Annotated in this window: 24 protein-coding genes and 1 tRNA gene; 8 read left to right on the top strand and 17 right to left on the bottom strand. The window is 63.4% G+C overall.

Features of this window, described 5'->3' with window-relative positions:
* Positions 1-94 precede the first annotated feature (94 nt).
* Positions 95-862 carry an isocitrate lyase/PEP mutase family protein gene (locus tag J2Z31_RS11305; protein ID WP_209601974.1) on the top strand — a complete coding sequence of 256 codons (768 nt, stop codon included), beginning with the start codon at positions 95-97 and terminating at the stop codon, positions 860-862.
* A 94-nt stretch (positions 863-956) separates the two neighbouring features.
* Here J2Z31_RS11305 and argB read toward each other — a convergent pair whose 3' ends face one another.
* The gene (gene argB / locus J2Z31_RS11300; protein WP_209601973.1) at positions 957-1844 is read right to left on the bottom strand and encodes an acetylglutamate kinase; all 888 of its coding nucleotides are present in this window, start codon (positions 1842-1844) and stop codon (positions 957-959) included.
* A 249-nt stretch (positions 1845-2093) separates the two neighbouring features.
* Here argB and J2Z31_RS11295 point away from each other — a divergent pair, with 249 nt between their 5' ends.
* Positions 2094-2801, top strand: a complete 708-nt coding sequence (locus tag J2Z31_RS11295) for an anti-sigma factor (RefSeq protein WP_209601972.1) — start codon at positions 2094-2096, stop codon at positions 2799-2801.
* Between the two features lie 52 nt (positions 2802-2853).
* On the opposite strand, the gene J2Z31_RS11290 is transcribed toward J2Z31_RS11295, so the two are convergent.
* The 5 genes from J2Z31_RS11290 to rpmH all read right to left on the bottom strand — a co-directional run bounded on the left by J2Z31_RS11290 (position 2854) and on the right by rpmH (position 6731).
* Positions 2854-3393 carry a DUF1269 domain-containing protein gene (locus J2Z31_RS11290; protein WP_209601971.1) on the bottom strand — a complete coding sequence of 180 codons (540 nt, stop codon included), beginning with the start codon at positions 3391-3393 and terminating at the stop codon, positions 2854-2856.
* 198 nt (positions 3394-3591) lie between these two features.
* Positions 3592-4245, bottom strand: a complete 654-nt coding sequence (gene yihA / locus J2Z31_RS11285) for a ribosome biogenesis GTP-binding protein YihA/YsxC (RefSeq protein WP_209601970.1) — start codon at positions 4243-4245, stop codon at positions 3592-3594.
* Positions 4246-4390: 145 nt separating this feature from the next.
* Positions 4391-6178 carry a membrane protein insertase YidC gene (gene yidC, locus J2Z31_RS11280; RefSeq protein WP_209601969.1) on the bottom strand — a complete coding sequence of 596 codons (1788 nt, stop codon included), beginning with the start codon at positions 6176-6178 and terminating at the stop codon, positions 4391-4393.
* Positions 6178-6576, bottom strand: coding sequence for a ribonuclease P protein component (gene rnpA / locus J2Z31_RS11275; RefSeq protein WP_209601968.1), 399 nt, complete (start codon positions 6574-6576; stop codon positions 6178-6180). The genes yidC and rnpA overlap by 1 nt, the downstream gene beginning before the upstream one ends.
* Positions 6577-6596: 20 nt before the next feature.
* Positions 6597-6731 (bottom strand): 50S ribosomal protein L34, encoded by a 135-nt coding sequence (gene rpmH / locus J2Z31_RS11270; RefSeq protein ID WP_083265374.1) that lies wholly within the window; start codon positions 6729-6731, stop codon positions 6597-6599.
* A gap of 325 nt (positions 6732-7056) precedes the next feature.
* Between rpmH and J2Z31_RS11265 the strand changes: the two genes are divergently transcribed.
* The 4 genes from J2Z31_RS11265 to J2Z31_RS11250 all read left to right on the top strand — a co-directional run bounded on the left by J2Z31_RS11265 (position 7057) and on the right by J2Z31_RS11250 (position 11166).
* Positions 7057-9054: a methyl-accepting chemotaxis protein gene (locus tag J2Z31_RS11265; protein ID WP_209601967.1), complete on the top strand. Its 1998-nt coding sequence runs from the start codon at positions 7057-7059 to the stop codon at positions 9052-9054.
* 172 nt (positions 9055-9226) lie between these two features.
* Positions 9227-9442, top strand: coding sequence for a hypothetical protein (locus tag J2Z31_RS11260; RefSeq protein WP_408022025.1), 216 nt, complete (start codon positions 9227-9229; stop codon positions 9440-9442).
* Positions 9443-9463: 21 nt separating this feature from the next.
* Positions 9464-10945, top strand: coding sequence for a sensor histidine kinase (locus J2Z31_RS11255; protein WP_209601966.1), 1482 nt, complete (start codon positions 9464-9466; stop codon positions 10943-10945).
* 144 nt (positions 10946-11089) lie between these two features.
* Positions 11090-11166 (top strand) — tRNA-Arg (locus J2Z31_RS11250).
* 85 nt (positions 11167-11251) lie between these two features.
* On the opposite strand, the gene J2Z31_RS11245 is transcribed toward J2Z31_RS11250, so the two are convergent.
* From J2Z31_RS11245 to J2Z31_RS29945, 7 genes are all read right to left on the bottom strand, one after another.
* The gene (locus tag J2Z31_RS11245; protein ID WP_209601965.1) at positions 11252-11725 is read right to left on the bottom strand and encodes an aminoacyl-tRNA deacylase; all 474 of its coding nucleotides are present in this window, start codon (positions 11723-11725) and stop codon (positions 11252-11254) included.
* Between the two features lie 114 nt (positions 11726-11839).
* Positions 11840-12268 carry a DUF1810 domain-containing protein gene (locus J2Z31_RS11240; protein WP_209601964.1) on the bottom strand — a complete coding sequence of 143 codons (429 nt, stop codon included), beginning with the start codon at positions 12266-12268 and terminating at the stop codon, positions 11840-11842.
* A 119-nt stretch (positions 12269-12387) separates the two neighbouring features.
* Positions 12388-12972 (bottom strand): IMPACT family protein, encoded by a 585-nt coding sequence (locus J2Z31_RS11235; RefSeq protein ID WP_209601963.1) that lies wholly within the window; start codon positions 12970-12972, stop codon positions 12388-12390.
* Positions 12973-13143: 171 nt separating this feature from the next.
* Positions 13144-16845, bottom strand: coding sequence for a trifunctional transcriptional regulator/proline dehydrogenase/L-glutamate gamma-semialdehyde dehydrogenase (gene putA / locus J2Z31_RS11230; RefSeq protein ID WP_209601962.1), 3702 nt, complete (start codon positions 16843-16845; stop codon positions 13144-13146).
* 180 nt (positions 16846-17025) lie between these two features.
* Positions 17026-17346 (bottom strand): YkgJ family cysteine cluster protein, encoded by a 321-nt coding sequence (locus tag J2Z31_RS11225; protein WP_209601961.1) that lies wholly within the window; start codon positions 17344-17346, stop codon positions 17026-17028.
* 41 nt (positions 17347-17387) lie between these two features.
* Entirely contained in the window at positions 17388-18194 is an 807-nt protein-coding gene (spdA, locus tag J2Z31_RS11220; RefSeq protein ID WP_209601960.1) for a 2', 3'cyclic nucleotide phosphodiesterase SpdA, read from the bottom strand.
* Between the two features lie 167 nt (positions 18195-18361).
* A complete protein-coding gene (locus J2Z31_RS29945) occupies positions 18362-18973 on the bottom strand; it encodes an SEL1-like repeat protein (RefSeq protein WP_234939360.1) in 612 nt (203 codons plus the stop codon).
* Between the two features lie 187 nt (positions 18974-19160).
* Here J2Z31_RS29945 and J2Z31_RS11210 point away from each other — a divergent pair, with 187 nt between their 5' ends.
* Entirely contained in the window at positions 19161-19778 is a 618-nt protein-coding gene (locus J2Z31_RS11210; protein ID WP_209602297.1) for a FecR family protein, read from the top strand.
* A 118-nt stretch (positions 19779-19896) separates the two neighbouring features.
* Here J2Z31_RS11210 and J2Z31_RS11205 read toward each other — a convergent pair whose 3' ends face one another.
* Positions 19897-21774 carry a CHASE2 domain-containing protein gene (locus tag J2Z31_RS11205; RefSeq protein WP_209602296.1) on the bottom strand — a complete coding sequence of 626 codons (1878 nt, stop codon included), beginning with the start codon at positions 21772-21774 and terminating at the stop codon, positions 19897-19899.
* A 4-nt stretch (positions 21775-21778) separates the two neighbouring features.
* Entirely contained in the window at positions 21779-22483 is a 705-nt protein-coding gene (locus J2Z31_RS11200) for a Crp/Fnr family transcriptional regulator (protein WP_209601959.1), read from the bottom strand.
* Positions 22484-22754: 271 nt separating this feature from the next.
* On the opposite strand from J2Z31_RS11200, the gene J2Z31_RS11195 reads away from it, so the two are divergent.
* Positions 22755-23195 (top strand): DoxX family protein, encoded by a 441-nt coding sequence (locus tag J2Z31_RS11195; protein ID WP_209601958.1) that lies wholly within the window; start codon positions 22755-22757, stop codon positions 23193-23195.
* A gap of 64 nt (positions 23196-23259) precedes the next feature.
* Here J2Z31_RS11195 and J2Z31_RS11190 read toward each other — a convergent pair whose 3' ends face one another.
* Entirely contained in the window at positions 23260-23688 is a 429-nt protein-coding gene (locus J2Z31_RS11190) for an RbsD/FucU family protein (RefSeq protein WP_209601957.1), read from the bottom strand.
* Complete coding sequence (locus tag J2Z31_RS11185) at positions 23689-24921, bottom strand: ROK family transcriptional regulator (RefSeq protein ID WP_209601956.1); 1233 nt, start codon at positions 24919-24921, stop codon at positions 23689-23691. It abuts the gene before it with no gap.
* Positions 24922-24972: the final 51 nt, after the last annotated feature.

Here is a 24972-nt window from a genome sequence, read left to right as displayed (position 1 = left end):
AATCGGTGCCGGGGGTCGAGCGCGGCGGGGGTAGCATAGAAAGCGATGATTGCTCGCCCGGCGCGAAGGCCCGTGCCTATATGGAGGAAAAGCGATGACACAGGAGGAAAGGGCGCTTGCCTTTGCAGCATTGCACCGCAAGGGGGAGCCGGTCGTTCTCTACAATATATGGGATGCGGGCAGTGCCTGCTGCGTGGCCGAGGCCGGCGCCAAGGCGCTGGCGACCGGAAGCTGGTCCGTGGCGGCGGCTCATGGCTATGGAGACGGGCAGAAGGTACCGCTGGCGCTGTTGATCGAGACCGTTCGCGAGATTGTCGCGGCCGTCGATCTGCCGCTTTCGGTTGATTTCGAAGGTGCCTACTCGGAGGATCCGGCCCAGGGCGCCGCCAATGTGGCTGAACTCATCGACGCAGGCGCAATCGGCATCAATTTCGAAGATCAGGTCGTCGGCCGGGGAGGCATTCACCCGATTGACAGGCAGGTTGCCCGCATTCGGGCCATTCGCGACATGGCCGAGCGCCAGGGTGTCCCCCTTTTCATCAATGCCCGCACCGACCTCTTCCTGCAGGAGAGCGATGTTTCCCGCCACGCCGGCCTAGTCGACGAGACCATCGCCCGGGCGAGGGCCTATGCCGGCGCGGGCGCAAGCGGCTTCTTCGCGCCCGGGCTTGTCGATGCAGACCTGATCGCGAGACTCTGCGAAGCTTCACCGTTGCCAGTGAACGTGATGATGAAGCCCGGAGCGCCGGACCTATCCATCCTTGCCGCCGCCGGCGTCGGTCGCGTCAGCTATGGACCATTTCCCTACCGGGCCATGATCGCCTGGCTGCGCGGAGAGGCCGAGAAGGCATTTGGCAAGTAGGATGGAACCTTCCTCTCCCCAACCCTCCCCACAAAGGGGAGGGGCTTCCTAAGCCGGTAGGTTAATGTCGTGCCGCAAAGGGCAACCCGTCTCGTCAAGGCACGATCAGCGTGCCGGCACCGTGTTCGGTAAAGATCTCGAGCAGCACCGAATGGGCAGTCTTGCCGTTGAGGATGACGACGCCCTGCACGCCTGCCTTGATCGCGTCGATGCAGGTTTCGACCTTCGGGATCATGCCGCCCGAAATCGTGCCGTCGGCGATCAGCGCGCGGGCTTCGGCGACCGAGAGCTCCTTGATGAGCTCGCCCTGCTTGTTGAGGACGCCCGGAACGTCGGTCAGGAACAGCAGGCGAGTCGCGTTGAGCGCCCCTGCAATCGCGCCGGCAAAGGTATCGGCATTGATGTTGTAGGTGTGGCCGTCGCGGCCGGGCGCCACCGGGGCGATCACGGGGATCATCTCCGAGCGCGCGAGCAGATCGAGCAGCGTCCGGTCCACCTCGACCACTTCGCCCACGAAGCCAAGATCGAGCACGCGCTCGATGTTGGAATCCGGATCGCGGATGGTCTTCTTCGCCTTTTCTGCAAAGACCATGTTGCCGTCCTTGCCGCAGAGCCCGATCGCCCATTCGCCGGTCTGATTGATGAGCGCGACGATCTCCTTGTTGATCGAGCCGGCGAGCACCATCTCGACGATTTCGACGGTCTTCTGGTCGGTGACGCGAAGCCCGCCCTCGAACTTCGATTCGATACCCATCTTGTTGAGCATTGCACCGATCTGCGGCCCCCCGCCATGGACGACGATCGGATTGACACCGGACTGCTTCAAGAGCGCGATGTCGCTTGCAAAGGCGCGGCCGAGCTCCGGATTGCCCATGGCATGCCCGCCATATTTGACGACGATCGTCTTGTTCTCATAGCGCTGCATGTAGGGCAGCGCCTGGGCGAGCAGGCGTGCCTGGATTTCACTTTCTGATGCGGACATGGCGGACCCTCGAAAAAATATCGGCTGCTGTTTAGCGCAAGTCTCCGGCGGATGGAATGATCCGGAGGCAACATAACGGCTTAATGACGGCGCTCCCATGGCCTGGCTGCGGAGCGCCTTCGTCAGGACGCCCTTTCACCGAGCGGAGCCATCGCCAATGGATTGACGAGACATATATTATGGCTGATCCTGCTCCGGATCCGGAATGATCGGGCATGGTCTCCTGATGTCGAGTGAGCACGTTGAGCGATGACGACGCAGAAGCCCGAAAGCGGCGATTCCCGCCGCGACGAGGTGATCGCAGGGGAATACGTGTTGGGCGTCCTATCCGCCGAAGACCGCCGGAAGGTCGAGGCGCGCATGGCATCCGACCGAAATTTTGCCGCCATGGTCGTCCGTTGGCAAAACAACCTGGCCGCGTTCGACGAAGCCTATGAACGTAGCGTGCACGTGGTGCGTGGTTTTACGGCGGTCGATCACGGTGCCCCCGAAGCTTCGGCACGCTCCCAGGGCGTCTGGAATTCGCTGGCGTTCTGGCGCTGCCTCGCCCTTGCATCGCTCGCGGCCCTGACGGTTCTCGCCGCTTCTTCGGCGGGCCTCCTCGGTGGCGGGGAGGGTGGCACATCGCTGGTTGCGGAACTTTCCGGAGAAGGCAACGCCGTCAACCTCGTCGCCCGTTTCGACGCCGCATCCGGACGCATTAAGGTGACGCCTGTTGGGGCCGGAAAGGCGGAGGGAAACTCCCTGGAGCTCTGGCTGATTCGAGGCTCGCAGCCAGCCGTATCGCTCGGCGTCCTACCGCAGTCGGGCGGAGGGGAAATTCCGCTTACACCCACGATGCGCCGCAATATCACCGTCGGCGCCACCCTTGCCGTCAGCGTCGAGCCGTCCGGCGGTTCCCCGACCGGTTCACCGAGCGGAGTGATCATTGCTCGCGGAAACGCGCGCTATCGCTAGCGCATCGGCCCCGAAAACGCGCGGGCGCTGTAGGCGCTCATAGCACTTGTTTTCAGAAAGTTCCGGCTTGCGGCGACGGCGTCTGCGCATCCGTCAGCGCCGCCTGCAGCTTCTGCTCCTGCTCCGGCGAAAGCGAAGTCTTCAGCACGCGGCCACGAAGCCCCGAGAACTCCGCAAGAACTTTCTCAGGCTGGACCTTACGGACCAGAACGAACAACGCCGAAGAATTGTTTGGGATGGTGTTGCCGAGCGACTTGATGAAATCGTCATCGATGCCGTAGTCGACGAGCGAACCGGAAAGAGCTCCCGCACCGGCGCCGAGCGCACCGCCGATTGCAAAGCCGGCGAGCGGGTTCAGGAAGAGCAAGCCCACGAGCCCGCCCCAGAGCGACCCGGAGAGAAGACCCGAGGTGGCCCCAACTGCCGCGAGGTGGATGCTTTGCTTCAGATGCACCTTGCCTGCGGCGTCGCGCACCACCACGACCGCGTCCTCGAGGTCGACCAGATATTCCTGCTTCAGGCTATTGAGCTTCAAGAGAACCCTGTCGGCCTCTTCTGGCGAGTCGAATCCCACCACGATCAAATCGGACATATCGCCCTCCTGCCATTGAGCCATGTACAACGCTCGACAGCCGGAGATAGGGCGGCTCGCGGCTGAGGGTAGGGCCTTCCGGAGGTTCTGTGGGCGCGTCTTGGTTTAGCGCGGAGTGTGCACAAATCCGGCACCGCTGCCCAATCCCATTGCTGCATTAGCGCGACGTCGGGTGGTTCCACCTGACGGCAAAATGCTCTAGCGCGCGACCGCGAATACGATTGCCGAGCGCAGTTCCTCTATGCCGGCGCCCTTTTCCGAAGATGTCGACAGGACTTCCGGATAGGCGGCTGGACGCTTCCTGATCTTCTCGAGCGTTTCGGCGATAAGCCGCGGCACGCCGACCGCCTTGATCTTGTCGGACTTGGTCAGCACGATTTGATAGGACACTGCCGCCTTGTCGAGGAGCGACAGGACCTCCTCGTCATTCTTCTTGATACCGTGGCGGGCATCGATCAGCACATAGACGCGCTTCAGGGTCGAGCGGCCGCGCAGATAGTCGAAGACGAGCTTGGTCCAGGCGTCGACCTGTTCCTTGGGCGCCTGCGCGTAGCCGTAGCCGGGCATGTCGACAAGCGCCATCGGCGGCAGGTCGTCGGCTTCGCCGGAGTAGCCGTCCGGCACGAAATAGTTGAGCTCCTGGGTGCGGCCGGGGGTGTTGGAGGTGCGTGCAAGCCCCTTCTGTCCGACGAGCGCATTGATCAGCGACGACTTGCCGACATTCGAACGGCCGGCAAAGGCAATTTCCGCCGGGCCTTCGGGCGGTAAAAATTTCATCGCCGGAACGCCGCGGATGAAGATCCACGGCTTGCCGAAGACGGTGGAGGCGTTCTGATCGCTGTGTCCGGACATGTACTGCCATCCCCTTTTTGGCTGCCGGCATCCGGCTTTTGCGTACGCATGTCAAGCACGGCGGCGGTTTCGCAAGACATACGACTTGGAAAACAAAAGCCCCGGATGCTCGATCCGGGGCTTTTTGGTGCGAGCCTGCAAGCCGCTATTCCGCCGGCTTGGGTTTCTTCGTGAATAGAGATTTCAGATTGTCGAAGAGTTCGATCTTCACGCCCTGACGTTTCATGATGATCGACTGCTGGATGATCGAGAGCAGGTTGTTCCAGGCCCAATAGATGACCAGGCCCGCCGGGAACGATGCCAGCATGAAGGTGAAGACGACCGGCATCCAGGTGAACAGCATCGCCTGCGTCGGGTCGGGGGGCGTCGGATTCATCCGCATCTGCAGGAACATGGTGACGCCCATGATGAGCGGCCAGACACCGAGATGCAGGAACAGCGGGACGTCGAAGGGCAGCAGTCCGAAGAGGTTGAAGATCGTCGTCGGGTCGGGCGCGGAAAGATCCTGGATCCAGCCGAAGAACGGTGCATGGCGCATCTCGATGGTGACGTAGATCACCTTGTAAAGCGCGAAGAACACCGGAATCTGGATGATGATCGGCCAGCAGCCCGCCAGCGGATTGATCTTCTCGTCCTTGTAGAGCTGCATCATCGCCTGCTGCAGCCCCATGCGGTCGTCGCCGAACTTCTTCTTCAGCTCCTCCATCTTGGGCTGGACCTTCTTCATATTCGCCATCGAGGCATATTGCTTGTTGGCGAGCGGGAAGAAGATGAGCTTGACGACGATCGTCGTGATCAGGATCGCGATGCCGAAATTGCCGAACAGACGGAAGAAGAAATCCATCATTTTGAACATCGGCTTGGTGATGAAGTAGAACCAGCCCCAGTCGATCAGGCGGTCGAACTTTGGAATCGCGTAGGCGACCGCATAGTTGTCGACGACCGGGACTTCCTTGGCGCCGGCGAAGACGAGATTCTTTACCTCCGCCGCCTGGCCGGGCGCGACCGTGATCTGATCGCTCTTGTAGTCGCTTTGATAGCGGGCGCGGCCGTCGGTGAAATGTGAAAACCGGGTATCGAAGGGCGTCGCCTGCGGCGGAACGATCGTCGCGGCCCAATATTTGTCCGTGATCCCGAGCCAGCCGCCGGTCGACTTGCCGGACTCGATCGTCGTTTCTTCCTCCGCGTCCGAATAGCCGACCTCTTGCAGAGTGTCGCCGGTCACGCCGACGAAGCCTTCGTGCAGGACGTAGATGCTCGGCGTCGTCGGCTTGTTGAAGCGCGTGACGCGGCCGTAGGAAGAAAGCGAGACCGGTGCAGCGCCCGCATTCTTGATACTGTCTGCGACCTGGAACATGTAGTGGTCGTCGACCGAGATCGTACGGGTGAAGGTAATCCCCTTGTCATTGGTGTAGGTCAGCGTCACCGGCGTATTCGGCGTCAGCTTGTCGCCGCCGGAAAGCGTCCAGACGGTCTGCGGTCCCGGCACGCTGCCGCTGGCCTCGTTGCCGATATAGCCGAGCTCGGTGAAATAGCCGTCCGCGGCTTCGGCAGGGCTGAAGAGCGTAATGATGGGGCTCTGCGGGTCGACCGTTTCGCGATATTCCTTGAGCTTCAAGTCATCGAAGCGTGCGCCGGTCAGGTTGATGGAGCCGGAAAGCGCCGGCGTGTCGATCGCGACGCGTGCAGACTTGGCGACGGCCTGGTCGCGGTCCGCTCCCGGAATCGGGCCGCCGGGCAGCGCCTGGCCCGGTGCCGCCTGCTGGGTACCCTGCTGCTGCGGCTGCGGCTGCTGAGCCTGCTCGGCCTGCTGCGCCTGCTCCGCGGCGATCCGGTCCCGTTCGATTCTCGGATTGACGTAGAAGAACTGCCAAGCAACGAGGATCAGCACGGACAGGGCGATCGCCACGAAATAATTGCGGTTGTTTTCCATCATGACTTCCTGGAACCGGCCGGCGGCCGCTTCGGTTTCGGCTTGTTTTCGATGCGATCCTCAAGCGCCCGCGTCAATGCGTCAAAAGGGGCATTCAGCAGATCGCGTCGGGCGACAATCACATAGTCGTGTCCGGGTTTCATTGCAAACCCTGCGGAAAGCCGCACGGCCTCTTTGAGGCGTCGGCGCATCCGATTCCGCTCGACGGCGGTGCCATGTTTCTTGGTAACGGTGAAACCGACGCGGGCCTCGCCTTCCAGATCGTTGCGGTCAAGCACTTCGAGGAGAAATAGCGGCCCCTTGCGGCTTTCTCCGGCCCTGACGGCCAAAAACTGCGGACGGCTTTTCAGCCGTCCGACAGCGATCTTGTCTTTATCTGAAGTCATGTGCCCGGACACTCGTTTCGGGCAGGCTCGGCTCAGGCCGAAAGACGCTTGCGGCCACGAGCCCGGCGGGCTCCGAGAACCTTGCGGCCACCCTTGGTAGCCATGCGAGCACGGAAGCCGTGGCGGCGCTTGCGAACAAGCTTGGACGGTTGGTAGGTACGCTTCATTTATTTAAATACCGCGGTGTGCGGCCCTTCTTGAGTTTGCGTTATGCAAGGAGCGTTTACGTTTCCGGCAAAGCTCCGCCCTTGGCGGCTCGACCGGACGTGCGCGGCTTATAGGGACAAAAGCCCCGCAAAGTCAATTCCTCCCGGTACCGCCTAAATTTCATGGAAGCCATGCCTGATCTCGCCTTGGGGCCGCTACCCTTAAATATTTGGGGCCTGGTACGTCCCTTATTGTTAACCAATCTCATTTTAGCATTCTCTCATCTGCGTGTGAGATGCGGGTGACTTCGCGCTAAAGGCGAGTCCAGTGGGGAGGGGAGCAGGAATGAAAATTCGTGGAAAGATAAACCTGATCGTCGGCATCATGAGCCTGCTGGCGGTTGCAATCACCGGCATGTCCTTGCTCATCGTCTCGGAATACAACGACAAGCTTCGCCAGTTCCAGCATGCATCGGAACGAGCCTTCAAGGGCGAGCGCTTGAACCGGCTCGTCACGGCCGTGGTGATGGAGTCGCGCGGGATCTATGCGTCGCCGACCATCGAGAAGGCAGTGCCCTTCGCCGAAGGTATCGTCAAGAACCTCGAAAAGATCGACGGATTGCTGGCCGACTGGCGTCCGCTGGTTCCGGCCGACAGGCTGTCGGCTTTCGACGCAGTTGTTAAACGTGCGGAAGAATTCAAGGCATTCCGGACGGAAACCGCGCGTCTCGGCAAGGAAGTGGCGCCACAGGCTGCCAACGAGCAGGGCAATAACGAGGCAAACCGCGCGAACCGCAAGGCCTTCCAGGCGGAGATTGACGTGGTCGTCGATGCCGATCGCGAATCCCTTCAGGCGATTACTGCCGACCTCGACGCCTTCGAAGGCTGGATCGTTCTCCTGGTCCTCGGCCTTGCGGGCTTCGGGATGGCCGCCGGTATCGGTGCAGCCTACTACATCGCGACCAATCAGCTCAGCCGCCCGATTGTCGACCTGACCCAGAGGATGAAGCTCCTCGCCGGCGGCGACCTTTCGGTCGATGTGCCCTTTGCCGGCCGCAAGGACGAGATAGGCGACATGGCGGCCGCCGTCGAAGTATTCAAGGAGAATGGTCTTGCAGTGCGCGAGCTCAATGCCCAGGAGGCGGTATTGCGCGAAAAGAGCGCCGACCTCCAGTCGAGCATCGGCGTCGTCGTCGCGGCGGCCGCGGCCGGCGATTTCACCAGGCGCATCGGCAAGGACTACGGGGACGACGATCTCAACCGCTTCGCAGCGAGCGTCAACGCACTGGTCGGCAGTGTCGACAGCGGCATCGCCGAAACGCGACGGGTGATCGCGAGCCTTGCGGCGGGCGATCTCACGCACAGCATGAACGGTGAGTTCCACGGCGCCTTCGCCGAATTGCAGAAGAATGTCAACGATGCGCTCTCGACGCTGCGGAAAACGCTCAGAGAGGTGCGTGCGGCGACGGACACGATCAACGGCAACGCGTCCGAATTGCGCTCCGCCGCCGATGACCTGTCGAAACGCACCGAACAACAGGCCGCCTCCCTCGAGGAGACCTCAGCTGCGCTCGACGAGATCACCGCGGCGGTGAAGAACTCGACCGAGCGGGCGCAGGAAGCGACAGCGATGGTGACGGAAGCGAAGGAAAACGCGGCCGAATCCGCATCTGTCGTTCGGGACGCCATCGAGGCCATGGGCCGGATCGAGCAGGCCTCCAGCGAGATCGGTCAGATCACCAACGTCATCGACGAGATCGCCTTCCAGACGAACCTCCTGGCGCTCAATGCCGGGGTCGAGGCAGCCCGCGCCGGCGACGCCGGCAAGGGTTTTGCGGTCGTCGCGCAAGAGGTTCGGGAGCTTGCCCAGCGTGCCGCCAGCGCCGCCAAGGACATCAAGGCGCTCATTTCTAAATCCGGCGACGAAGTGGCGACCGGCGTCAAGCTGGTGCAGGCGACGGGAGCCGCGCTTGGCGAGATCGAGACGCGCGTGCTCAAGATCAACGACCACATCCATTCGATCGCGATCGCCGCACGCGAGCAGTCGACCGGCCTCGGCGAGGTCAGCAGTGCCGTCAACCAGATGGACCAGGTGACCCAGCGCAACGCCGCCATGGTCGAGGAGGCGACGGCCGCCACGCACAAGCTCTCGGCCGAGGCGGACGGATTAGCCGGCCTCATCGCCCATTTCAACGTCGATGGCGAACAGGTGCGCGTGCCGTCGCTGGCTAAAGAAACGAGCCGGCCCGTCGCATCGCCTGCGCGTCGGATGATGGGGACGGTGGCACGCGCCTTCGGTGGCGGCTCGGCTGCCCCAGCCCGGGACAATTGGCAGGAGTTCTGATTTGTAGATCGACTCGTCAGGGCCCGCCGATCCGAAGGGAGCGACAGGCTCTGCTGTCTTACAGCCAAGCGGCTTTGTATCCGTTTGCGCGGACTTCGGCGGCGATCTTCGTCATGTTCCTTTCGACCCCGGAGCGAATTCCTGATGCCGGCGTCGGCGCGGGAGCGGGGAGATGATCGACGCCGACAGCGCCGCGCGTCCAATCGGACGCGCGAAGGCGGCCCTTGCCGTCGCCAACCATCTGACATTGAAACGCTTCCGCGACTATGTGGCACCCCGTCCGGTCCTTTCCGAGATTGGAAAACGGGCAGCGATCTCCTATTATCCACCCATGGCACGAAATCGGGTTGGTCCGCACTGCGATCCGCATCTGCGGCGTTTCGGCTGACGGCAGGGAAATCCATTGGACATGACAGAAGATGTACGTCCGGCCAATGCGAGCGCGCCGCCCCGTGCGGCCGTCGGCTTCTTGCGCGGGCTCTCCGGCAAACTGTTGTTGCTCACGGTCGCCTTCGTCATGCTCGCGGAAGTGCTGATCTTCGTGCCCTCCGTCGCCAATATGCGGATCCGCTGGCTCGAGGACCGGCTGAACACCGTGGCGGCCGCCGCCGTCGTCGTCGACGGTCTGCAGAATATTGAGCTGCCGCGTGCCGTGCAGCGCGAGACCCTGATGGCAACCGGCACCAAGGCGATCGTTATCCGCCGCAAGGATGCATCAAGGATGATCGCGAGCGTCGATATGCCGCCTCAGATCGACGGGGAATACGATGTCGCCAATATTACGCCCTTGGGTGCGATCCGCGACGCTTTCGACACGCTGCTGTTCGGCGGTCACCGGATCATGCGGGTCTACGGGCCACTTGGAGAGAGCGATGCGACGATAGAGCTGGTGATGAAGGACGCGGGGCTGCGCAAGGCCATGCTCGGCTATTCCCGCAACGTCTTCCTGTTGTCGATCGTCATTTCGCTGATCACTGCGGCGTTGATCTTTCTCGCCATCAACCGGATGCTGATCGTCCCGATCAAGCGCCTGACGGCCAGTATGCAGGAGTTCTCCGACGAGCCCGCGGACCCCGCGCGGATCCTCACCCCACCGGAGGGGCGCGACGAATTGGCGGTCGCCGGCCAGCACCTCGCCAGCATGCAGCGCGAACTGCAAAAGACTTTGAAGCAGCAGAAGAGCCTCGCCGAACTCGGCCTTGCCGTTTCAAAGATCAATCACGACCTGCGAAACATCCTTTCCTCGGCGCAACTGATTTCCGACCGGCTTGCGGATGTCGACGATCCGGTTGTCAAGCGTTTCGCGCCGACATTGCTCAGGACCATCGACCGGGCCGTGGGCTATACGCACGAGGTCCTCTCCTACGGGCGCACGGCCGAGGCCGAGCCGCGCCGACGCTTCGTGGCGTTGCGGCCGCTTGTCGACGACGTCGCGGAGCTGCTGGCGATCGACAGCCAGAGCGGTATTGCCTTCGAGAACCAGGTTCGCGAGGACGTGATGGTCGATGCCGACAGCGAGCAATTGTTCAGGGTCGTGCACAATATCTGCCGCAATGCCGTCCAGGCGCTGGCGAACCATGAACCCGAGGACGGCCGCACCCGGGCGATCATCGTCTCAGCCGTCAGGACGGGCGGCGTGGTGACGATCTCCATCGACGATACGGGGCCGGGCATGCCGCCCAAGGCGCGAGAGAACCTGTTTGCCGCCTTCCGCGGTTCGGCGCGCTCCGGGGGCACGGGGCTTGGGCTTGCGATCGCCCGCGAGCTGGTGCTTGCTCATGGTGGCACGATCGCGCTTGTGGAAAAGCCGACGCCCGGGACGCTGTTCCGCATCGAGCTGCCGGACCGCCCTGTCCGCCTCGACGCCTTTCGGGCGAAGGGGCGCTCGTAACGCGGCCGCGGCCACGGCATTGCGATGTACGCCAAAGGACGGGGACCTCGCAAAAGTGAAATTTTTTCCCCGGGGCGCTTGCAATCCCCGAAAGGACCCTTTAGAGGGATCGCCACGCAAGCGGTGGTCACCGCTTCAAGGCAAGCACCCGTAGCTCAGCTGGATAGAGCACCAGACTACGAATCTGGGGGTCAGGAGTTCGAATCTCTTCGGGTGCGCCATTCACTTCATAAAAATGCACGCGCCGATGGCCGCGAGAACATGTGCCGCGTCAGTGAAGTCGGCGCGCCGCCAAGCCCTCGTCTTTCACGCCGCTGGGTGGCTGAAGCGAGCGACCTGAGCATTCCTCATTAGGTTGCGGAAATTGGCGCCGCTCATATGCACGAGGGTCCGGTGGTCTCCTCCCTCGAAATAGACGTCGCTGGCCTTGTCGAGGCTTTCGTCGAGAATCACAGGCACGCCATAGGCCGATCCGATCGGCGGCACTGCGCCAATCTCACAATCGGAAAACAGTGAGCTGACCTCGTCTTCGGAGGCAAGACCCAAGCGCCTGTTCATGACGTCCTGCAAGGTCGAGAGTTCGACCCGGTGCGTGGCGGGAACGACGGCCAGCACATAGCCCATCTCGTGGTGCACGACCACGGATTTGGCCAAGCGGTTGCCGGGGACATGGGCGGCCTCGGCGGTTTGGCTCGAGGTTGCCGTGCGGTGATGAGCGACGGTGTCGTAGGTGACCCCTTCGCTGTCGATATAATCCTGGAGTTTTTTGGCGATCGTCATCGTAGGCGCCCCTTCTGATCAGTCGTGACGCGGAAGACCTCCATTCTCCTCTCATGGCTTTGAAAGTCAACGATGAACGGGTCCGCTGCCGCCGTGGCATCGGCGGTCGCGGCTCTATTCCCCGCGCAGGATTTCCATCGTGCGGCCATCCTTCACGCCATCGAAATAGCGGTCGAGCGCCCTTTTGAAGGCGCCGACGGTCGGGGCTGCGAGCGCAAAGAGCGTCATCGACGCGTGGAATTTAAGATTGTCGGGTCGCCCGAAAATCTCGAGCGCGCTCAAGCCTTCAAGCGCGTTGACGGCGTCGGTGCATTCGAGCAGGCGGCGGCCGAGAATCGGGTGCCGCAGATAGGCGTCCGCCTCGTCGATATCCGAAAGCGCATAATATTGCGCCGTCGCCGAATGGCCGAGACCCTGGATCTGCGGAAAGATGAACCACATCCAATGGGTCTTCTTCGCGCCCGCGCGAAGTTCTGCAAGGGCGGTTTCGTAAATGCCCTGTTGCGCCTCGACGAAGCGCTCGAGGTCGAAGGCTTCGCTCATCCTTGCCATCCCTAGCAACGGTCGGCACCCTCTCAGCGCCTATGAGGAAGCCGCACGATCGCAGCATTATCTCACCATCGCTGATGAACGTGAACCTTGATCAGCCGATCGTGTGCCGTTCAGTTCGCGAGCGATACGACGGCTTTGCCGCGGCTGAGATCGGTGACGAGGGCCAACACTTCGTCCACCGCGTCTTTTCGCATTTCGATCGTCAGCACCGCCCCGGTTTCCGTGAAGGTCTCTCCGGTGACCGCGACCTTCCGGTTTAGAAGGCGCGCCTTGATCAGCGCCAGGTCGGTGAACTCACAGGCGAGCGTCGCCACCTGCCTGTCAACGAGTTCGACCTTTTCTGCAGCCCCGAGGCAGAGCGCGGCGGTGCCGCCATAGGCGCGCATCAGACCGCCGCTGCCGAGCAGAATACCGCCGAACCGGCGGGTCACCAGAACCGCGACGCTGTTGAGTTTCTGCCCATCGATCGCCGCAAGGATCGGTTTGCCGGCGGTGCCGCTCGGCTCGCCATCGTCGCTGAAACGGTAGCCTTGGCCGATGCGCCAGGCCCAGCAATTGTGGTTGGCGGTCGGGTCGGCATGCGCGGCGAGGAAGGCCCTTGCCGCCTGCTCATCCGCGATCGGGCCGGCGATCGCAACGAACCGGCTTTTCTTGATTTCCTGTGCCGCGGTCTCGACGCGCTGGAGTGTGAACATCCGCTGCTTCCGTTTTTCAAGCTGATAGCGGATTGGCGTCGGAGGCGCCACCGGCGAAAGTGATGGTGCGGCCGCCCATGAAGTTGGAAGTCGGGTAGGCGGTCGCGGCAGGCGCCGAAACCCTCCCCTTGAGGGGTTGGGGAGGGATGAAAGAACGGGAGCCGCCGTCAATTAGCCGATCGCCATCAGGCTCGCATTCCCGCCGGCGGCGGCGGTGTTGATGGAAGTGGAAACCTCCTCGACCAGCCAATTCAGGCAATAGGCGTCCGGATTGCGAGCGATTTCCTCGGTGGAGGCCGCCTGGACGAGCACCAGCGGGCCGGGTAAATCGGCGATCGTCTTGTTGACAGTGCGGATCCGGTCGGCATCGCCTTCCACGAGCGCACCGGCGAAGGGGCCGTCGGCGGCCCAATCCTTGGACCAGGAGACGCGAAGCGCGACGCTCTGCGGCAAGCCCTTGAGGGAGGGTTGCAGACCGGAGGCGGCGTCGACGACGACGCTGTTGCCGGTCGAAAGCGCCGCGGCAAGCTGATGATAGAGGCCGCTCTCCGTCGCCGGGACGAGCAGGATGCGCCCGCGCGGGTGGAGAGAGTAGAGGTTGCGTTCGCCGACGGGGCCGGGCAACTCCACGGCAAGCCCCAGCGCAGAATTGCCGCCGGCGCTGCGGGCAGCTTCCGCTTCCGCCATCGCTCCTTTGGTGTCGAGCCATTTCGCGAAATCGCGCAGCACCGGATCCGTATGCACGGAGCTGTGCTGCGGCGGCACTGGCGCGGTTGTCACCAACCGCCCGAGGTACAGCGGACCGCCGGCCTTTGGCCCCGTGCCGGAAAGGCCGCGGCCGCCGAAAGGCTGCACGCCAACGACCGCGCCGATGATGTTGCGGTTGACATAGAGATTGCCGGCCTTGATGCGGCTCGTCACATGCGCGATCGTCTCGTCGAGGCGTGTATGCAGGCCGAAGGTAAGCCCGTAGCCGGTGGCATTGATGTCGTCGATCAGCCGGTCGAGATCGTCCCGGCGAAAGCGGATGACGTGCAGCACCGGCCCGAAGACCTCGCGCTTCAGATCGGCCAGCTTGTCGAGCTCGATGATCGTCGGCGGCACGAATGTGCCGTGCCCGGTCTCGCTGGCGAGGCCGATCTGCTCCACCCTGCGGCCGAGCCCGCGCATCCGCTCGATGTGTTTTTCAATGCCCTCCTTCGCCTCCTCGGTGATCACCGGGCCGACATCGACGAAAAGTCGGTCGGTTCGGCTGATGTTCAACTCGTGCAGCGCGCCCTTCAGCATCGTCAGGATGCGGTCGGCGACGTCCTCCTGCAGGCAGAGCACGCGCAATGCCGAGCAGCGCTGGCCGGCGCTGTCGAAGGCGGAGGTGATCACGTCGCCGACGACCTGTTCGGCCAGCGCCGAGGAATCGACGACCATCGCATTCTGGCCGCCGGTTTCGGCAATCAACGGGATCGGCCGGCCGGCCGGCGAGAGCCGGTTGGCAAGCTGCGCCTGGATGAGCCGCGCGACCTCGGTGGAGCCGGTGAACATCACGCCGGCGATTTCCGGCGCCGCAACGAGCGCCGCGCCGACGCGCCCGTCTCCGGGCAGAAGCTGCAGCGCGTTTGCCGGAATGCCGGCTTCGTGCAGGATGCGCACGCCTTCGGCGGCGATCAGCGGCGTTTCCTCGGCAGGTTTGGCGAGCACCGGATTGCCTGCGACGAGGGCGGCGGCGATCTGACCGGTAAAGATGGCCAGCGGGAAGTTCCACGGGCTGATGCAGACGATCGGCCCGATCGGCCTGTGGGCGGGTCCGAGGGTCCGGCGCGTCTGTTCGGCGTAATAGCGCAGGAAATCGATCGCCTCGCGCACCTCGGCAATGGCATTGAGCGCCGATTTGCCGGCTTCGCGGATGATCAGGCCGAGTAGCGTCGGCATGCGCGACTGCATGAGATCGGCGGCGCGATCGAGGCAGGCCGCCCGTTCCGTCGGAGAAACCGCCGCCCAGCCCGATGCTGCCGCCGCCGAAAGCTGAGCCGCACGCCGTGCATCCACGTCCGAAGTCTCCGTCACCGATCCGACGACATCGCGATGGTCGCCGGGGTTGACGACCGGCCGCGGCGCGCCTGCGGCGGTGCCGGTTGCAAGCTGCGGCGCAGCGCTCCAGGCAATTGCGGCGCTCGCCTTCAGTGCCTCCGTCAGCGCGGCGAGCGTCGCCTCGTTGGAGAGATCGAGACCGGCGGAATTCCTGCGGGAATCGCCGAAGATCTGGGCCGGCAGGGCAATCCTGTCGTGTTTGGCGCCGACGACTGGCATGGCGCGGACGATCTCCACGGGATCGGCGATGAGCTCGCTGACCGAAACCTTCGGGTCGGCGATGCGGTGGACGAAGGACGAGTTGGCACCGTTTTCGAGCAGGCGGCGGACGAGATAGGCAAGCAGCGTCTCATGCGTGCCGACGGGCGCATAGATGCGGCAGGGCCGGTTGAGCTTGTCTGGCCCGACCACCTCTTCGTAGAGCGGCTCGCCCATCCCGTGCAGGCATTGGAACTCGTATTCGCCGACCTGAAAATCCTTGCCCGCCATGTGATAGATGGTGGCGAGCGTCTGCGCATTGTGGGTGGCAAACTGCGGAAAGACCAGGTCGCTCGCCTCAAGCAGCTTGCGGGCGCAGGCGATATAGGAGACGTCGGTGTGGATCTTGCGGGTGAAGACCGGGTAATCCTCCAGCCCGTCTAGCTGCGCCCGTTTGATCTCGGCGTCCCAATAGGCTCCCTTGACGAGCCGGACCATGATGCGCCGGCCGGAGCGCCGCGCGAGGTCGATGATATAGTCGAGCACGAAGGGGCAGCGCTTGCCATAGGCCTGCACCACGAAGCCCATGCCGTTCCAGCCGGCAAGATCGGCGTCAAGGCAGAGTTCCTCGATGAGATCGAGCGAGAGCTCCAGCCGGTCCGCCTCCTCGGCATCGATGTTGAGGCCGATATCGTATTTCCTGGCGAGCACGGCGAGCGCCTTGACGCGCGGCAGCAACTCGCCCATGACGCGCGCCGCTTGCGCCCGCGAATAGCGCGGATGCAGGGCCGAGAGCTTGATCGAGATGCCCGGACCCTCGTAGATGCCGCGGCCGGCAGACGCCCTGCCGATCGCGTGGATGGCAGTCTCGTAGTCCTTGTAGTAGCGCGCCGCATCGGCGGCCGTCGTTGCCGCTTCGCCCAGCATGTCGTAGGAGTAGCTGAAGCCCTTTTTCTCGAGCTCTTTCGAGCGCTGAAGCGCCTCCTTGATCGTCTCGCCGGTGACGAACTGCTCACCCATCATCCGCATCGCCATATCGACGCCGCGGCGGATCACCGGCTCGCCGCAGCGGGCAATGAGCCGCGTCAGCGCCGCGGAAAGGCTGCGGTCGTTGACGGTCGACGTCAGCCTGCCGGTCACGACAAGGCCCCAGGTGGCGGCATTGACGAAAAGCGAGCGTCCGCCGCCGAGATGCGATTTCCAGTCGCCGTCCGCGATTTTGTCACGGATAAGCGCATCGCGCGTTGCCGTATCGGGAATTCGCAGCAGCGCCTCCGCCAGGCACATCAGCGCGACGCCCTCCTGGCTCGAAAGCGAATATTCCTGCACCAGGCCTTCGACGCCTGAGCCGCTGTGCTTCCCGCGAAGAGCCTCCACCAGCTTGCGGGCAGTCTTCGCCGCGGCCTCCCGCGTCTCCGGCGGCATCGTGGCTGCCTCGAGGAGCGGCGGCAGGCATTCCGTCTCCGGCCGGCGATAGGCGGCGGTGATCGCCTGGCGAAGCGGGGTCTGCGGTCGGATCGGCGGCGCGAATTCGGCAAATGGCGCCGTTGCGGCTTGATCGGCCGGTTTCTTAAGCGGGGTCTGGCTCATCAACTGCGGTCCTCCACAAGGGCTCGAAGGCGGCTTGGCGCCGTCTCGAATTCTGGGCAGAAGATACGCTTCTTCGAACCGAACATCTATCCGGCAAATTCGCTGTTGCGCCGGACGATTATCCACATGCAGACTATTTCATGGATGAATATCCGGTGATTGCTGAAGCAACCCGAATGTTCACATGAAAGCGGCGGCTCCGAAAAGTCGTTCGCGTGCCATAAGGCATTCGTCGTCTCCGGGCATGCAGGTGCGGCAGACGATCGGTCGCGCGGCATAGACCCTGCAGGCGACGCTTTTTCCGGGCGTGCCTTGAAGCGCGGTGCAGCGGTCGTTCTCGCAGCGCATGCCGCCCAGATCGGCGGCTACGAACTCCGCCGGTATCCGATCGAGTTCCTCCTCCGTCTCCAGCGAAAAGCGCGGCCAGTCGGCCGAATATGCGCAGCATGCACCACAGTTCTGGCAGTCGAAGGATGGGGCGGCGGAATGGAAAACGGTCATGGCAGCCAGCCTATCACGAAGCCGGACAGGTCGGAATGGCGTCACGCGACGACAGCATCGCGGCTGGCGATCTCGTAATCCTCCGTATGCACCAGCACCCCATCGGCGGTGACGACGGCAATGCCGTAGGCGGCCGGCTCGTCGACGGAAAGGGAAGCGTCGGCAATGTCGAAGGGCATGGGCTGTTGGTGGACCGGACTCTTGAAGATCGAGAACGGAATGCCGCGGCTGGATCCGCTGATCGTGCGGTGGACATGGCCGGCGAAGATGTGCCGGACGTTGCCGTGGCGCTTGACGAGCCGGTAGAACTCCTCTTCGTTGATGAGGCGGATCATGTCGATACCGGCAAATCCGCTTGCATGCGGGGGGTGATGCATGAAGAGGAGCACCGGCCTTTCGCCGGCCCCGTCGAGTTGCCGGTCGAGCCAGTCGAGCCGCCTTTCGCATAGATGGCCGGCATGGCTCGTCGGGTATTCGTAGGGCGGCGCGAACAGCGTGTCGAGCAGCACGGCGCGGCAATCGGCAAAGTCGATCGTCTGCTGCACGAAGCCGCCCTCGTCGGTTGCTGCATTCGTGAAGACATCAAGAAAGACCTCACGCCGATCATGATTGCCGATCATGATCGCGGCGGGGGGAATGAGTTCCGAAAGCAAATCCTTCAGCCGCTGGTAGGAGGCGCGGTCCGCATAATGTGCCAGATCGCCGGCGAATATCACCCGATCGGCATCGGCATGGAAACGGTTGACGTGGGCTATGCCGTTGGCAAGGCGACGATAAGGATCGATCCCGATGATGGTCATGCCTTCGGGGACCATATGCAGATCGGTGAAAATGATGAGCTTCGTCATTGGCGCCCCGCGACAGATGTGCCTTGCCGCACGCTCCTGCGCCTGGGCGCTCCCGTCAAGAGGCATCTTTGGGTGCGAATGGCTGACGGGTTCGAGGACGCGTCCCGTTTGTCGCCGGACCTGTGGACGGGCTCTGCATCGCGGTCCCGGCAGGGCGCGAGTACTCGTCACTCGATACGATTCTCCGTTGCCAGAGCGGCGGCCTCGAGAGTCCTGCTTCGCTCGCCTGCCTCGCCGAGTTGCGCCGCGTGCGCCAACCATCGGGCGGACAGCTCGCCGTGCGGGGCGGTCCCTATGCCATCCCGGTAGGCGATGCCGAGATTATGGGCGGCAAGTGCATTTCCCGTCTCTGCGGCGCGCCGGTAGAAGTCGAAAGCCTCCTTCTCTTCGCCGCGTTCGGCAAGCAGCGCGCCGTAATGGACCATTGCGAGCGCATGACCGTTCCGCGCGGCTTCCTCGATGATGCCGTGCGACTTCAGCCTCTCCCCCGCCCGGTCGAGGACGCGCGCGAGCTGAAACTGTATGCGCGGGCTGCCACTCTGGTTGTAGGCTTCGCGGCAGGCGGAGAGTGCGATGCCGATGCGAATGTCCTGGGTGGCGACGGGCGGGAACGACATGTTGCGCTCGAGGTCGAGTTCGCTGCCAGCTTCCTTGTCGCATTGCTCGGCGACTGAGAGATCGGAGGCATGCGCCGGAGGAAGCGCGGCCGCGGTCAAAGTGAGGGCGGACATCAAAAGAGCGCTGACGATCGGTGCATTGGGATTGAGACGCTTATCCATGCCGGTCTCCCTAAATCTCCAGGGTATTCCTAGAACAGTCGTTCGGCCCCAACTGTTCCGCAGGAAACTGCCACCGACCGAGCGGATGGCCGCTGAGCTAGGCCGCCTTGCGTCGCCGCCGCTTCCGTCTATCCTTGCAGTCGCCAAACTCGAATTGGGGAGCGCCGCGATGCAGTGGACGCAGTCGATGCGGCTGGCATATATGGGGAGAAGATCGGTCCTCGGCGGGCTGATCCTCGGAGCACTCGCTGCCGGACTGCCGTGGTCTGCGGCGGCAGCCGTCGTCGGCAAGGCCGAGAAGATTCGCGGAAACGTTCGCCGCCGGCAGGGCGATGAGGACGAGCGGCTTGCCATGGGCGGCGCCGTTCTCGACAGGGATTATGTGACGACCGGCACCAATAGCTTTGCCGATCTCGCGCTCAGCGAGACGCGCGTCCTGCTCGGCCCGCAAACGGAATTGCTGATCGATCGCTTCATCGCCGGGCAGGGCGGGACGCTCGAACTTGGCCTCGGCCGGATGCTGTTCGAGCGGCCCGAGGGCTCGCCGAAGACGGACATCGCGGTGCGGACCGCCTTCGGCATGATCGGTGTGCGCGGGACCAGGTTCTTCTGCGGTCCGAGCCGCGCCGCCTTCGCCGTTTTCGTCGAGCGCGGTAGCGTCAGCGTCACAGGTGGCGGCGTGACCCGCACGATCTCCGCAGGCCTGGGCGTGGACTTCGACCGGCCCGGCGCGCCGCCGAGCGAACCGGTCAATTGGGGGCAGGCGCGCATCCGCCAAGCCTATGCGAGCGTCGGGCTGATTTAGCCGCCCGGTCCGGCGCATGGCCCGCGGAGCCGAGTTCGCAAGGCCCGATTCGCAGATTGAACGAGTCACAGCGGCCATTGCGCGTCTGAAAACTTGCGTGGCGCTGAAACTCATCGATCTACGCCCGGCCGGCGCGGTCGGAGACGGTGAAGAGCTCAATCTTCCCGAAGCCGCGGATATCATGTGCGCCGAGGCCGCGAAGCGGGATCGTGGATTGCGCGGCGGCGGCCGGGCCGATGCAGATCGCGGTTCCGAGGGACTTGTTCGCCTCCTGCAGCCTGGCGGCGAGGTTTACGGCGTCGCCATGGGCCGTATAGTCAAGCTTTCCGCCCGCGCCGACCTCTCCGAGCACCGCCGGCCCGGTTTCTATGCCGATCCGCGTCCTGCCGAAACCCTGCTCGGCGAAGTGCGGACGGTTTCGCATTTCCTCGGTCAGGGCGTGGATCGCCATTGCGCATTGGATGGCCTTGTCGACGTGAGCTTTAAGGTCTTCCGGGGCGTTGAAGAGGGAATGGACGGCATCGCCCACCACCTTGTCGACCATGCCGCCGTGGCGGTCGACGAGCGCGTTTACCTCGGCGAAATAGACGTCGAGCAGCTTTACCAGCGCGCGAGGCGCGAGTTTTTGCGATAGCGTTGAAAAGCCCTCGATATCGGTAAAGAGCGCTGTGACCACGCGCTCCTCGCCTGCGACGCGGCCATGATCCGGCTCGTCGATGTATCGCGCCACGACCGATCGCGGCAGGTATTGGGAAAATCTTTGGCGGGCGATCGCCTCTGCACGGCGCACGCGGGCAAGCTGCAGGGTGCTGGTGACGACGAGCACCGCCGACAACGCCGCCGAAATGGTGACCGCATCGACGAGCAGTCCGGTCGCGGCGTAGGCCGCACCCGCGCCAGCCGCGACGGCAAGAATGGCAGCCAGAGCAAGCGCGAGCGCCATCACCGGGCGGAGCTTCGTTGCTGCGATCGCAATCAGAATGCCTGAGACGAGGCTGAACAGCGTTTCGAAGGTCGTCAGATTGTTCGTGCGGTAGGGCACGAACCCGGTTATCACCGCGTTAGCGATATCGGCATGTATCTGCACCGAAGGCTGAAGCGGCATCGAGGCGGTCGGCCTGAGCCCGCCAAGGCTCGGCATGCTGCTGCCGACGAAAATGAGCTTGCCGGCAAGACGCTCCCTCTCGACCTCGTCCGCCAAGACGTCGGCCGCCGAAAGCGTCCGCGCGGCGATCGCTTCCCGCGAACTGGCGACGAAACGAAGATTGCCGTCCTCGTCGAGCGGAATAAGCGCATGGTCGAGGCGGAGCCATGCCGGTTCTCCACCGAGCACCGGCGTGCTGCTTCCGATCGCAAGCCGACCCGCTTCGATGCCGAGCGCCGGATAGGCAACATCGCCGAGAATGGCGAAGGCCTGCGCCCGCCGGACCCGCGCATCCCTGTCGCCGACGAGGAAAGCCGCCGTTGCGGCTTTCGATCTATCCATGAAGGCCGGGCAGGAGGTTTCTGCGCCTTCAATGAACCAGGAACCGGGAGCGGCAACCGGCCGCCGCAAGGCAAGCGGCGGAACGGGGCGCGGGCGTTCGAGCGTGCGCCCGGCCGCCAGGAAGCCCAGGACAACCTGTGCTTTTCCGATCGCCGAAGCAAGGGCGGCATTATCGGGAGAGAGGGGGTCGCATTCGGAGCTGAAGACGAGGTCGACGGCGATCGTCTTTGCCCCTGCGGCCGCAAGCCGCGACAGGAGATCGGCGGTCGCCGCCCTGTCCCAGGCCCCGGAGCGCATCTCGTGCGCTTTTCGGTCGATGTCGACAACGGCAATCTCCGGCGACCGCGGCGAAGGGACCAACTGATTGAGACTATCGAAGAAGAGTTCGCGCTGCGTGCGGAACGCAGTCTCGGCAAAAAGATAGAGAATGAGCGCCGCGGCCAGGCTCGCGATGATCCCGCCGAGGACTGGGCTGATGCGATAATGCGGCCAGGTTGCCGGACTTAAAATAGGGCTAGTCCTCCGGTGGATCGGCGATGTTCAGGAGGCGCCCGACATTGCAGGAGATGATGCCATCCGTGCGTCTGATGGCGCCGTTCTCCTCCAGCCAGAGGATAGCACGGTTTACCTTGGGGCGGCTGGCCCCCAATATCGCGGCAATGTCGGTCTGGCTCAGCGTCAAACGGAGATTGGCGCTGGCCGGCAGCTCGTTCCCATGGATCTGTCTGAGGGTCGCAAGAAAAAAGCGCGCAACCCGCGCATTGAGATCGTAGAGGGCGATCGTCTCCAGCCGGTCCGTCGTGTCGCGCAATTGCGCGCAGAGAAAGCGTATGACCGCCTCGGCGATCTTCGGCCTTTGCGTGATGAGAGCCAGGAAATCCTTCTTGCTGATCACATAACCTTCGGCGGCGGTCACCGCGGTTGCATCCGCCGAGCGCGGCTGATCGTCGAGCACCGCCATTTCGCCGAAAAGCGAACCCGCCTCATGCTGCCGCAGCATGAGTTCACGCCCCTGCGGCGTGAACAGCGACAGCTTGACCCGCCCGGAGACCACGACGATCATGTAGTTGCCTTCGTCGCCGCGCTGAAAGATGACGGTGCCCGCCGGCCACTTCCGGTAGGTGGCGATGTCGGCGAGCTCGCAAAGCGTTTCCTTGTCGAACTCCTCGAATATCGGGAAGGACCGCCAGAAGGCGGGACTCCGGTTGACTTCGGCCATGAGATTTCCCCTGCAGCGCGCCATTCGTCCCCCAGGCGTGCTTCCCGAAAATTGGTTCCGATTTACGGGCCGACACGCTGGACGCGCGGCGATTCTTCCTCTTGCTGCTCCCTCGTGCAACAGAAAAGAGCGTGGCGGAGCGCCAAAATGCGTTGACGATGGACCGCCTCTGTCTTTTAGGAGTGAACAATCTGTTTCCGCGGCGGCGGCTAGATGAATCTCGAAATACTGGTACTTCTGTTGCCGAATACCTTTCCAACAGGAGCTCGCCATGTCTCAGAATGTCATCGTTCTCATCGGACGCATTCTTCTCTCGATCATTTTCATCACTTCCGGTTTCAGCAAGCTCGGCGATCCGTCGGGCACGGTCGGCATGATCTCCAATGCCGGATGGCCGGCGGCGACACTGCTTGCCTATCTTGCCGGGATATTCGAATTGGCCGCGGGCCTCGCCATCCTGGTGGGCTTCCAGACGCGCATCGCCTCCTATCTTCTTGCCGCCTTCTGCCTGGTGACCGCCTTCGTGTTCCACGGCGGCGCCATCAACATTCCAGATTTCCCCGAGGCCGCAAACGGCCTGCTGTCGCTCTTCAACCAGATCATGATGATGAAGAACATCACCATTGCCGGCGCTTTCCTCGTATTGGCCGGCTTCGGCCCGGGGGCACTCTCGCTCGACGCCCGCTTCGGCAAGGCGCTCGCCACCGCCTAAGGCAGGTGAAATCGTCGATTGTTGCAACGAACCCGCCGGTGCGCCCGGCGGGTTTTTTCATTGTTCAGGGGTAAACCACGCCCTTGCGTAGAATGACATTGCCATAGAGCCGCGGCTCGCTTGTTTGCACCACCGTGTGGGCGGCTCTTACCCGCGGATAGAAATCAGCGCCGACAAGGGGGACGACCGGCTGCCGCGGCTCGTGCTTGCGGCAGCACTCAACGATATCCCGATGTACCGGATCCAGTGCCTCCTTGTCCTGCTTGACGGTCGCGCGGAAGATCGCCTCAGGCACGAAGTCGTCGATCGGCAGAAGGCTCAGGATGGCGTCGAGCACGGGGATTAGGTGGTGGCCGTCGAGCCGCACGAGCCGGCGCGCATGCTCCTGTCCCGGATAGTTGCCGTCGACGAGCGCGATCTCGTCGCCATGCCCCATCGACCGTAGCGCGGAGAGCAGTTCCGGGCTCAGGATGGGGTCGATTCCCTTTAGCATCTAGGTAAGCTCCTTGAAGAGAACATTGGTATCGAGCAGATAGCGTGAAAAGAGCGGCAGACTGGCGCCGCCGATCGCCCGGGCGTGGCTTCCGACCGCGCCCTCGACGAGATCGGGAACGCTGACCCCCTGTAGATCGAGAGCGGTGAGCGCCTTGCGCGTTGCCGCGAGCAGGCGGGTTTTCACCCATGGGGGGAAGCCGCCGTCGATCACGGCGGCTGAGAAATCGATGATCGACGCGGCCGAGACCACGGCCTGCGCAAGGGCAGCCGCCGAATCCTGGATCCAGATCTCCAGCGGCTCGCCGAAATCGATCCAGTCGTCCGCCGAATACCACAGTGGCCTCGGGTCGATGCCGCGCTCGCGCAGCAGCTTTTCAAGCATGAAGACCGAGGCGATCTTCAGCAGTTGCGTTGTCTTCCCGTCCTTGCCGGACACCGGCAGCGGCCCGACGGCACCTGCAGTGCCGGTGCGGCCGGAAAAGAGGGCCGAGTTGATGACGACGCCGCCGCCGATGAAGGAACCGATGTAGAAATAGACGAAGTCGGGATAGCTGGCGCCGACGCCGAAGGCGAGTTCGGCGCCGCAGGCGCTGGTGCCGTCATTCTGGATGAAAACAGGATACGGCGTCCGGGCGGCAACTGCGGCCTGCAGGTCGAAATTGCGCCACTTGTCCATCTCCTCGCGCGGCGCGCCGACTTCCTCCGCCCAGTTCCACAACTCGAACGGCGTTGCGATCCCCACTCCCGCAATGCGCTTGCGTGCTTCCGGCTCGAGCTGCCGCTCGAGCTTATCGATTCCCTCGACGATGAAGCTCACGAGATCGTTGGGCAGCGGATAGGTGTGGATCTGGTGCAGATGCAGCCGGATCGATCCGACGAAATCCATCAGCACCAGATCGGCGCTGCGACGACCGATTTTGACCCCGAAGGAATAGACTGCATCCGGATTGAGTCGCATGGGAATCGAAGGCTGGCCGACGCGCCCGCGCACCGGGGCGCCGCGCACGAGCAGCCCGTCGGACTCGAGCGAGCGCATGATCACCGAAACGGTCTGCGCCGAAAGGCCTGACCGGCGGGCGATATCGGCTTTGGAAAGATGGCCGTGGCGACGCACCAGCGACATGACCAGCCGCTCGTTGTAGGCGCGCACGCGCGTCTGGTTCGCCCCCCCGCTCGGATCGATGACATCCGGCTGCGTCGATCCTGCCCGGGGACCTACTGTCAGTGACATGCCACCGCCTCCTCCCGTTGGCACTTCGAAGTTCACACGAAGTCTGTTGCT

This window comes from Sinorhizobium kostiense (assembly GCF_017874595.1).
Taxonomy (GTDB): domain Bacteria; phylum Pseudomonadota; class Alphaproteobacteria; order Rhizobiales; family Rhizobiaceae; genus Sinorhizobium; species Sinorhizobium kostiense.
This window is presented reverse-complemented; position numbering and strand designations above follow the sequence as displayed.

Excerpts from the sequence above, each read along its gene's own strand:
- J2Z31_RS11305 (WP_209601974.1), top strand. The coding sequence starts at position 95 with ATGACACAGGAGGAAAGGGCGCTTGCCTTTGCAGCATTGCACCGCAAG.
- argB (WP_209601973.1), bottom strand. The coding sequence starts at position 1,844 with ATGTCCGCATCAGAAAGTGAAATCCAGGCACGCCTGCTCGCCCAGGCG.
- J2Z31_RS11295 (WP_209601972.1), top strand. The coding sequence starts at position 2,094 with ATGACGACGCAGAAGCCCGAAAGCGGCGATTCCCGCCGCGACGAGGTG.
- J2Z31_RS11290 (WP_209601971.1), bottom strand. The coding sequence starts at position 3,393 with ATGTCCGATTTGATCGTGGTGGGATTCGACTCGCCAGAAGAGGCCGAC.
- yihA (WP_209601970.1), bottom strand. The coding sequence starts at position 4,245 with ATGTCCGGACACAGCGATCAGAACGCCTCCACCGTCTTCGGCAAGCCG.
- yidC (WP_209601969.1), bottom strand. The coding sequence starts at position 6,178 with ATGGAAAACAACCGCAATTATTTCGTGGCGATCGCCCTGTCCGTGCTG.
- rpmH (WP_083265374.1), bottom strand. The coding sequence starts at position 6,731 with ATGAAGCGTACCTACCAACCGTCCAAGCTTGTTCGCAAGCGCCGCCAC.
- J2Z31_RS11265 (WP_209601967.1), top strand. The coding sequence starts at position 7,057 with ATGAAAATTCGTGGAAAGATAAACCTGATCGTCGGCATCATGAGCCTG.
- J2Z31_RS11260 (WP_408022025.1), top strand. The coding sequence starts at position 9,227 with ATGATCGACGCCGACAGCGCCGCGCGTCCAATCGGACGCGCGAAGGCG.
- J2Z31_RS11255 (WP_209601966.1), top strand. The coding sequence starts at position 9,464 with ATGACAGAAGATGTACGTCCGGCCAATGCGAGCGCGCCGCCCCGTGCG.
- J2Z31_RS11245 (WP_209601965.1), bottom strand. The coding sequence starts at position 11,725 with ATGACGATCGCCAAAAAACTCCAGGATTATATCGACAGCGAAGGGGTC.
- J2Z31_RS11240 (WP_209601964.1), bottom strand. The coding sequence starts at position 12,268 with ATGAGCGAAGCCTTCGACCTCGAGCGCTTCGTCGAGGCGCAACAGGGC.
- J2Z31_RS11235 (WP_209601963.1), bottom strand. The coding sequence starts at position 12,972 with ATGTTCACACTCCAGCGCGTCGAGACCGCGGCACAGGAAATCAAGAAA.
- putA (WP_209601962.1), bottom strand. The coding sequence starts at position 16,845 with ATGAGCCAGACCCCGCTTAAGAAACCGGCCGATCAAGCCGCAACGGCG.
- J2Z31_RS11225 (WP_209601961.1), bottom strand. The coding sequence starts at position 17,346 with ATGACCGTTTTCCATTCCGCCGCCCCATCCTTCGACTGCCAGAACTGT.
- spdA (WP_209601960.1), bottom strand. The coding sequence starts at position 18,194 with ATGACGAAGCTCATCATTTTCACCGATCTGCATATGGTCCCCGAAGGC.
- J2Z31_RS29945 (WP_234939360.1), bottom strand. The coding sequence starts at position 18,973 with ATGGATAAGCGTCTCAATCCCAATGCACCGATCGTCAGCGCTCTTTTG.
- J2Z31_RS11210 (WP_209602297.1), top strand. The coding sequence starts at position 19,161 with ATGCGGCTGGCATATATGGGGAGAAGATCGGTCCTCGGCGGGCTGATC.
- J2Z31_RS11200 (WP_209601959.1), bottom strand. The coding sequence starts at position 22,483 with ATGGCCGAAGTCAACCGGAGTCCCGCCTTCTGGCGGTCCTTCCCGATA.
- J2Z31_RS11195 (WP_209601958.1), top strand. The coding sequence starts at position 22,755 with ATGTCTCAGAATGTCATCGTTCTCATCGGACGCATTCTTCTCTCGATC.
- J2Z31_RS11190 (WP_209601957.1), bottom strand. The coding sequence starts at position 23,688 with ATGCTAAAGGGAATCGACCCCATCCTGAGCCCGGAACTGCTCTCCGCG.
- J2Z31_RS11185 (WP_209601956.1), bottom strand. The coding sequence starts at position 24,921 with ATGTCACTGACAGTAGGTCCCCGGGCAGGATCGACGCAGCCGGATGTC.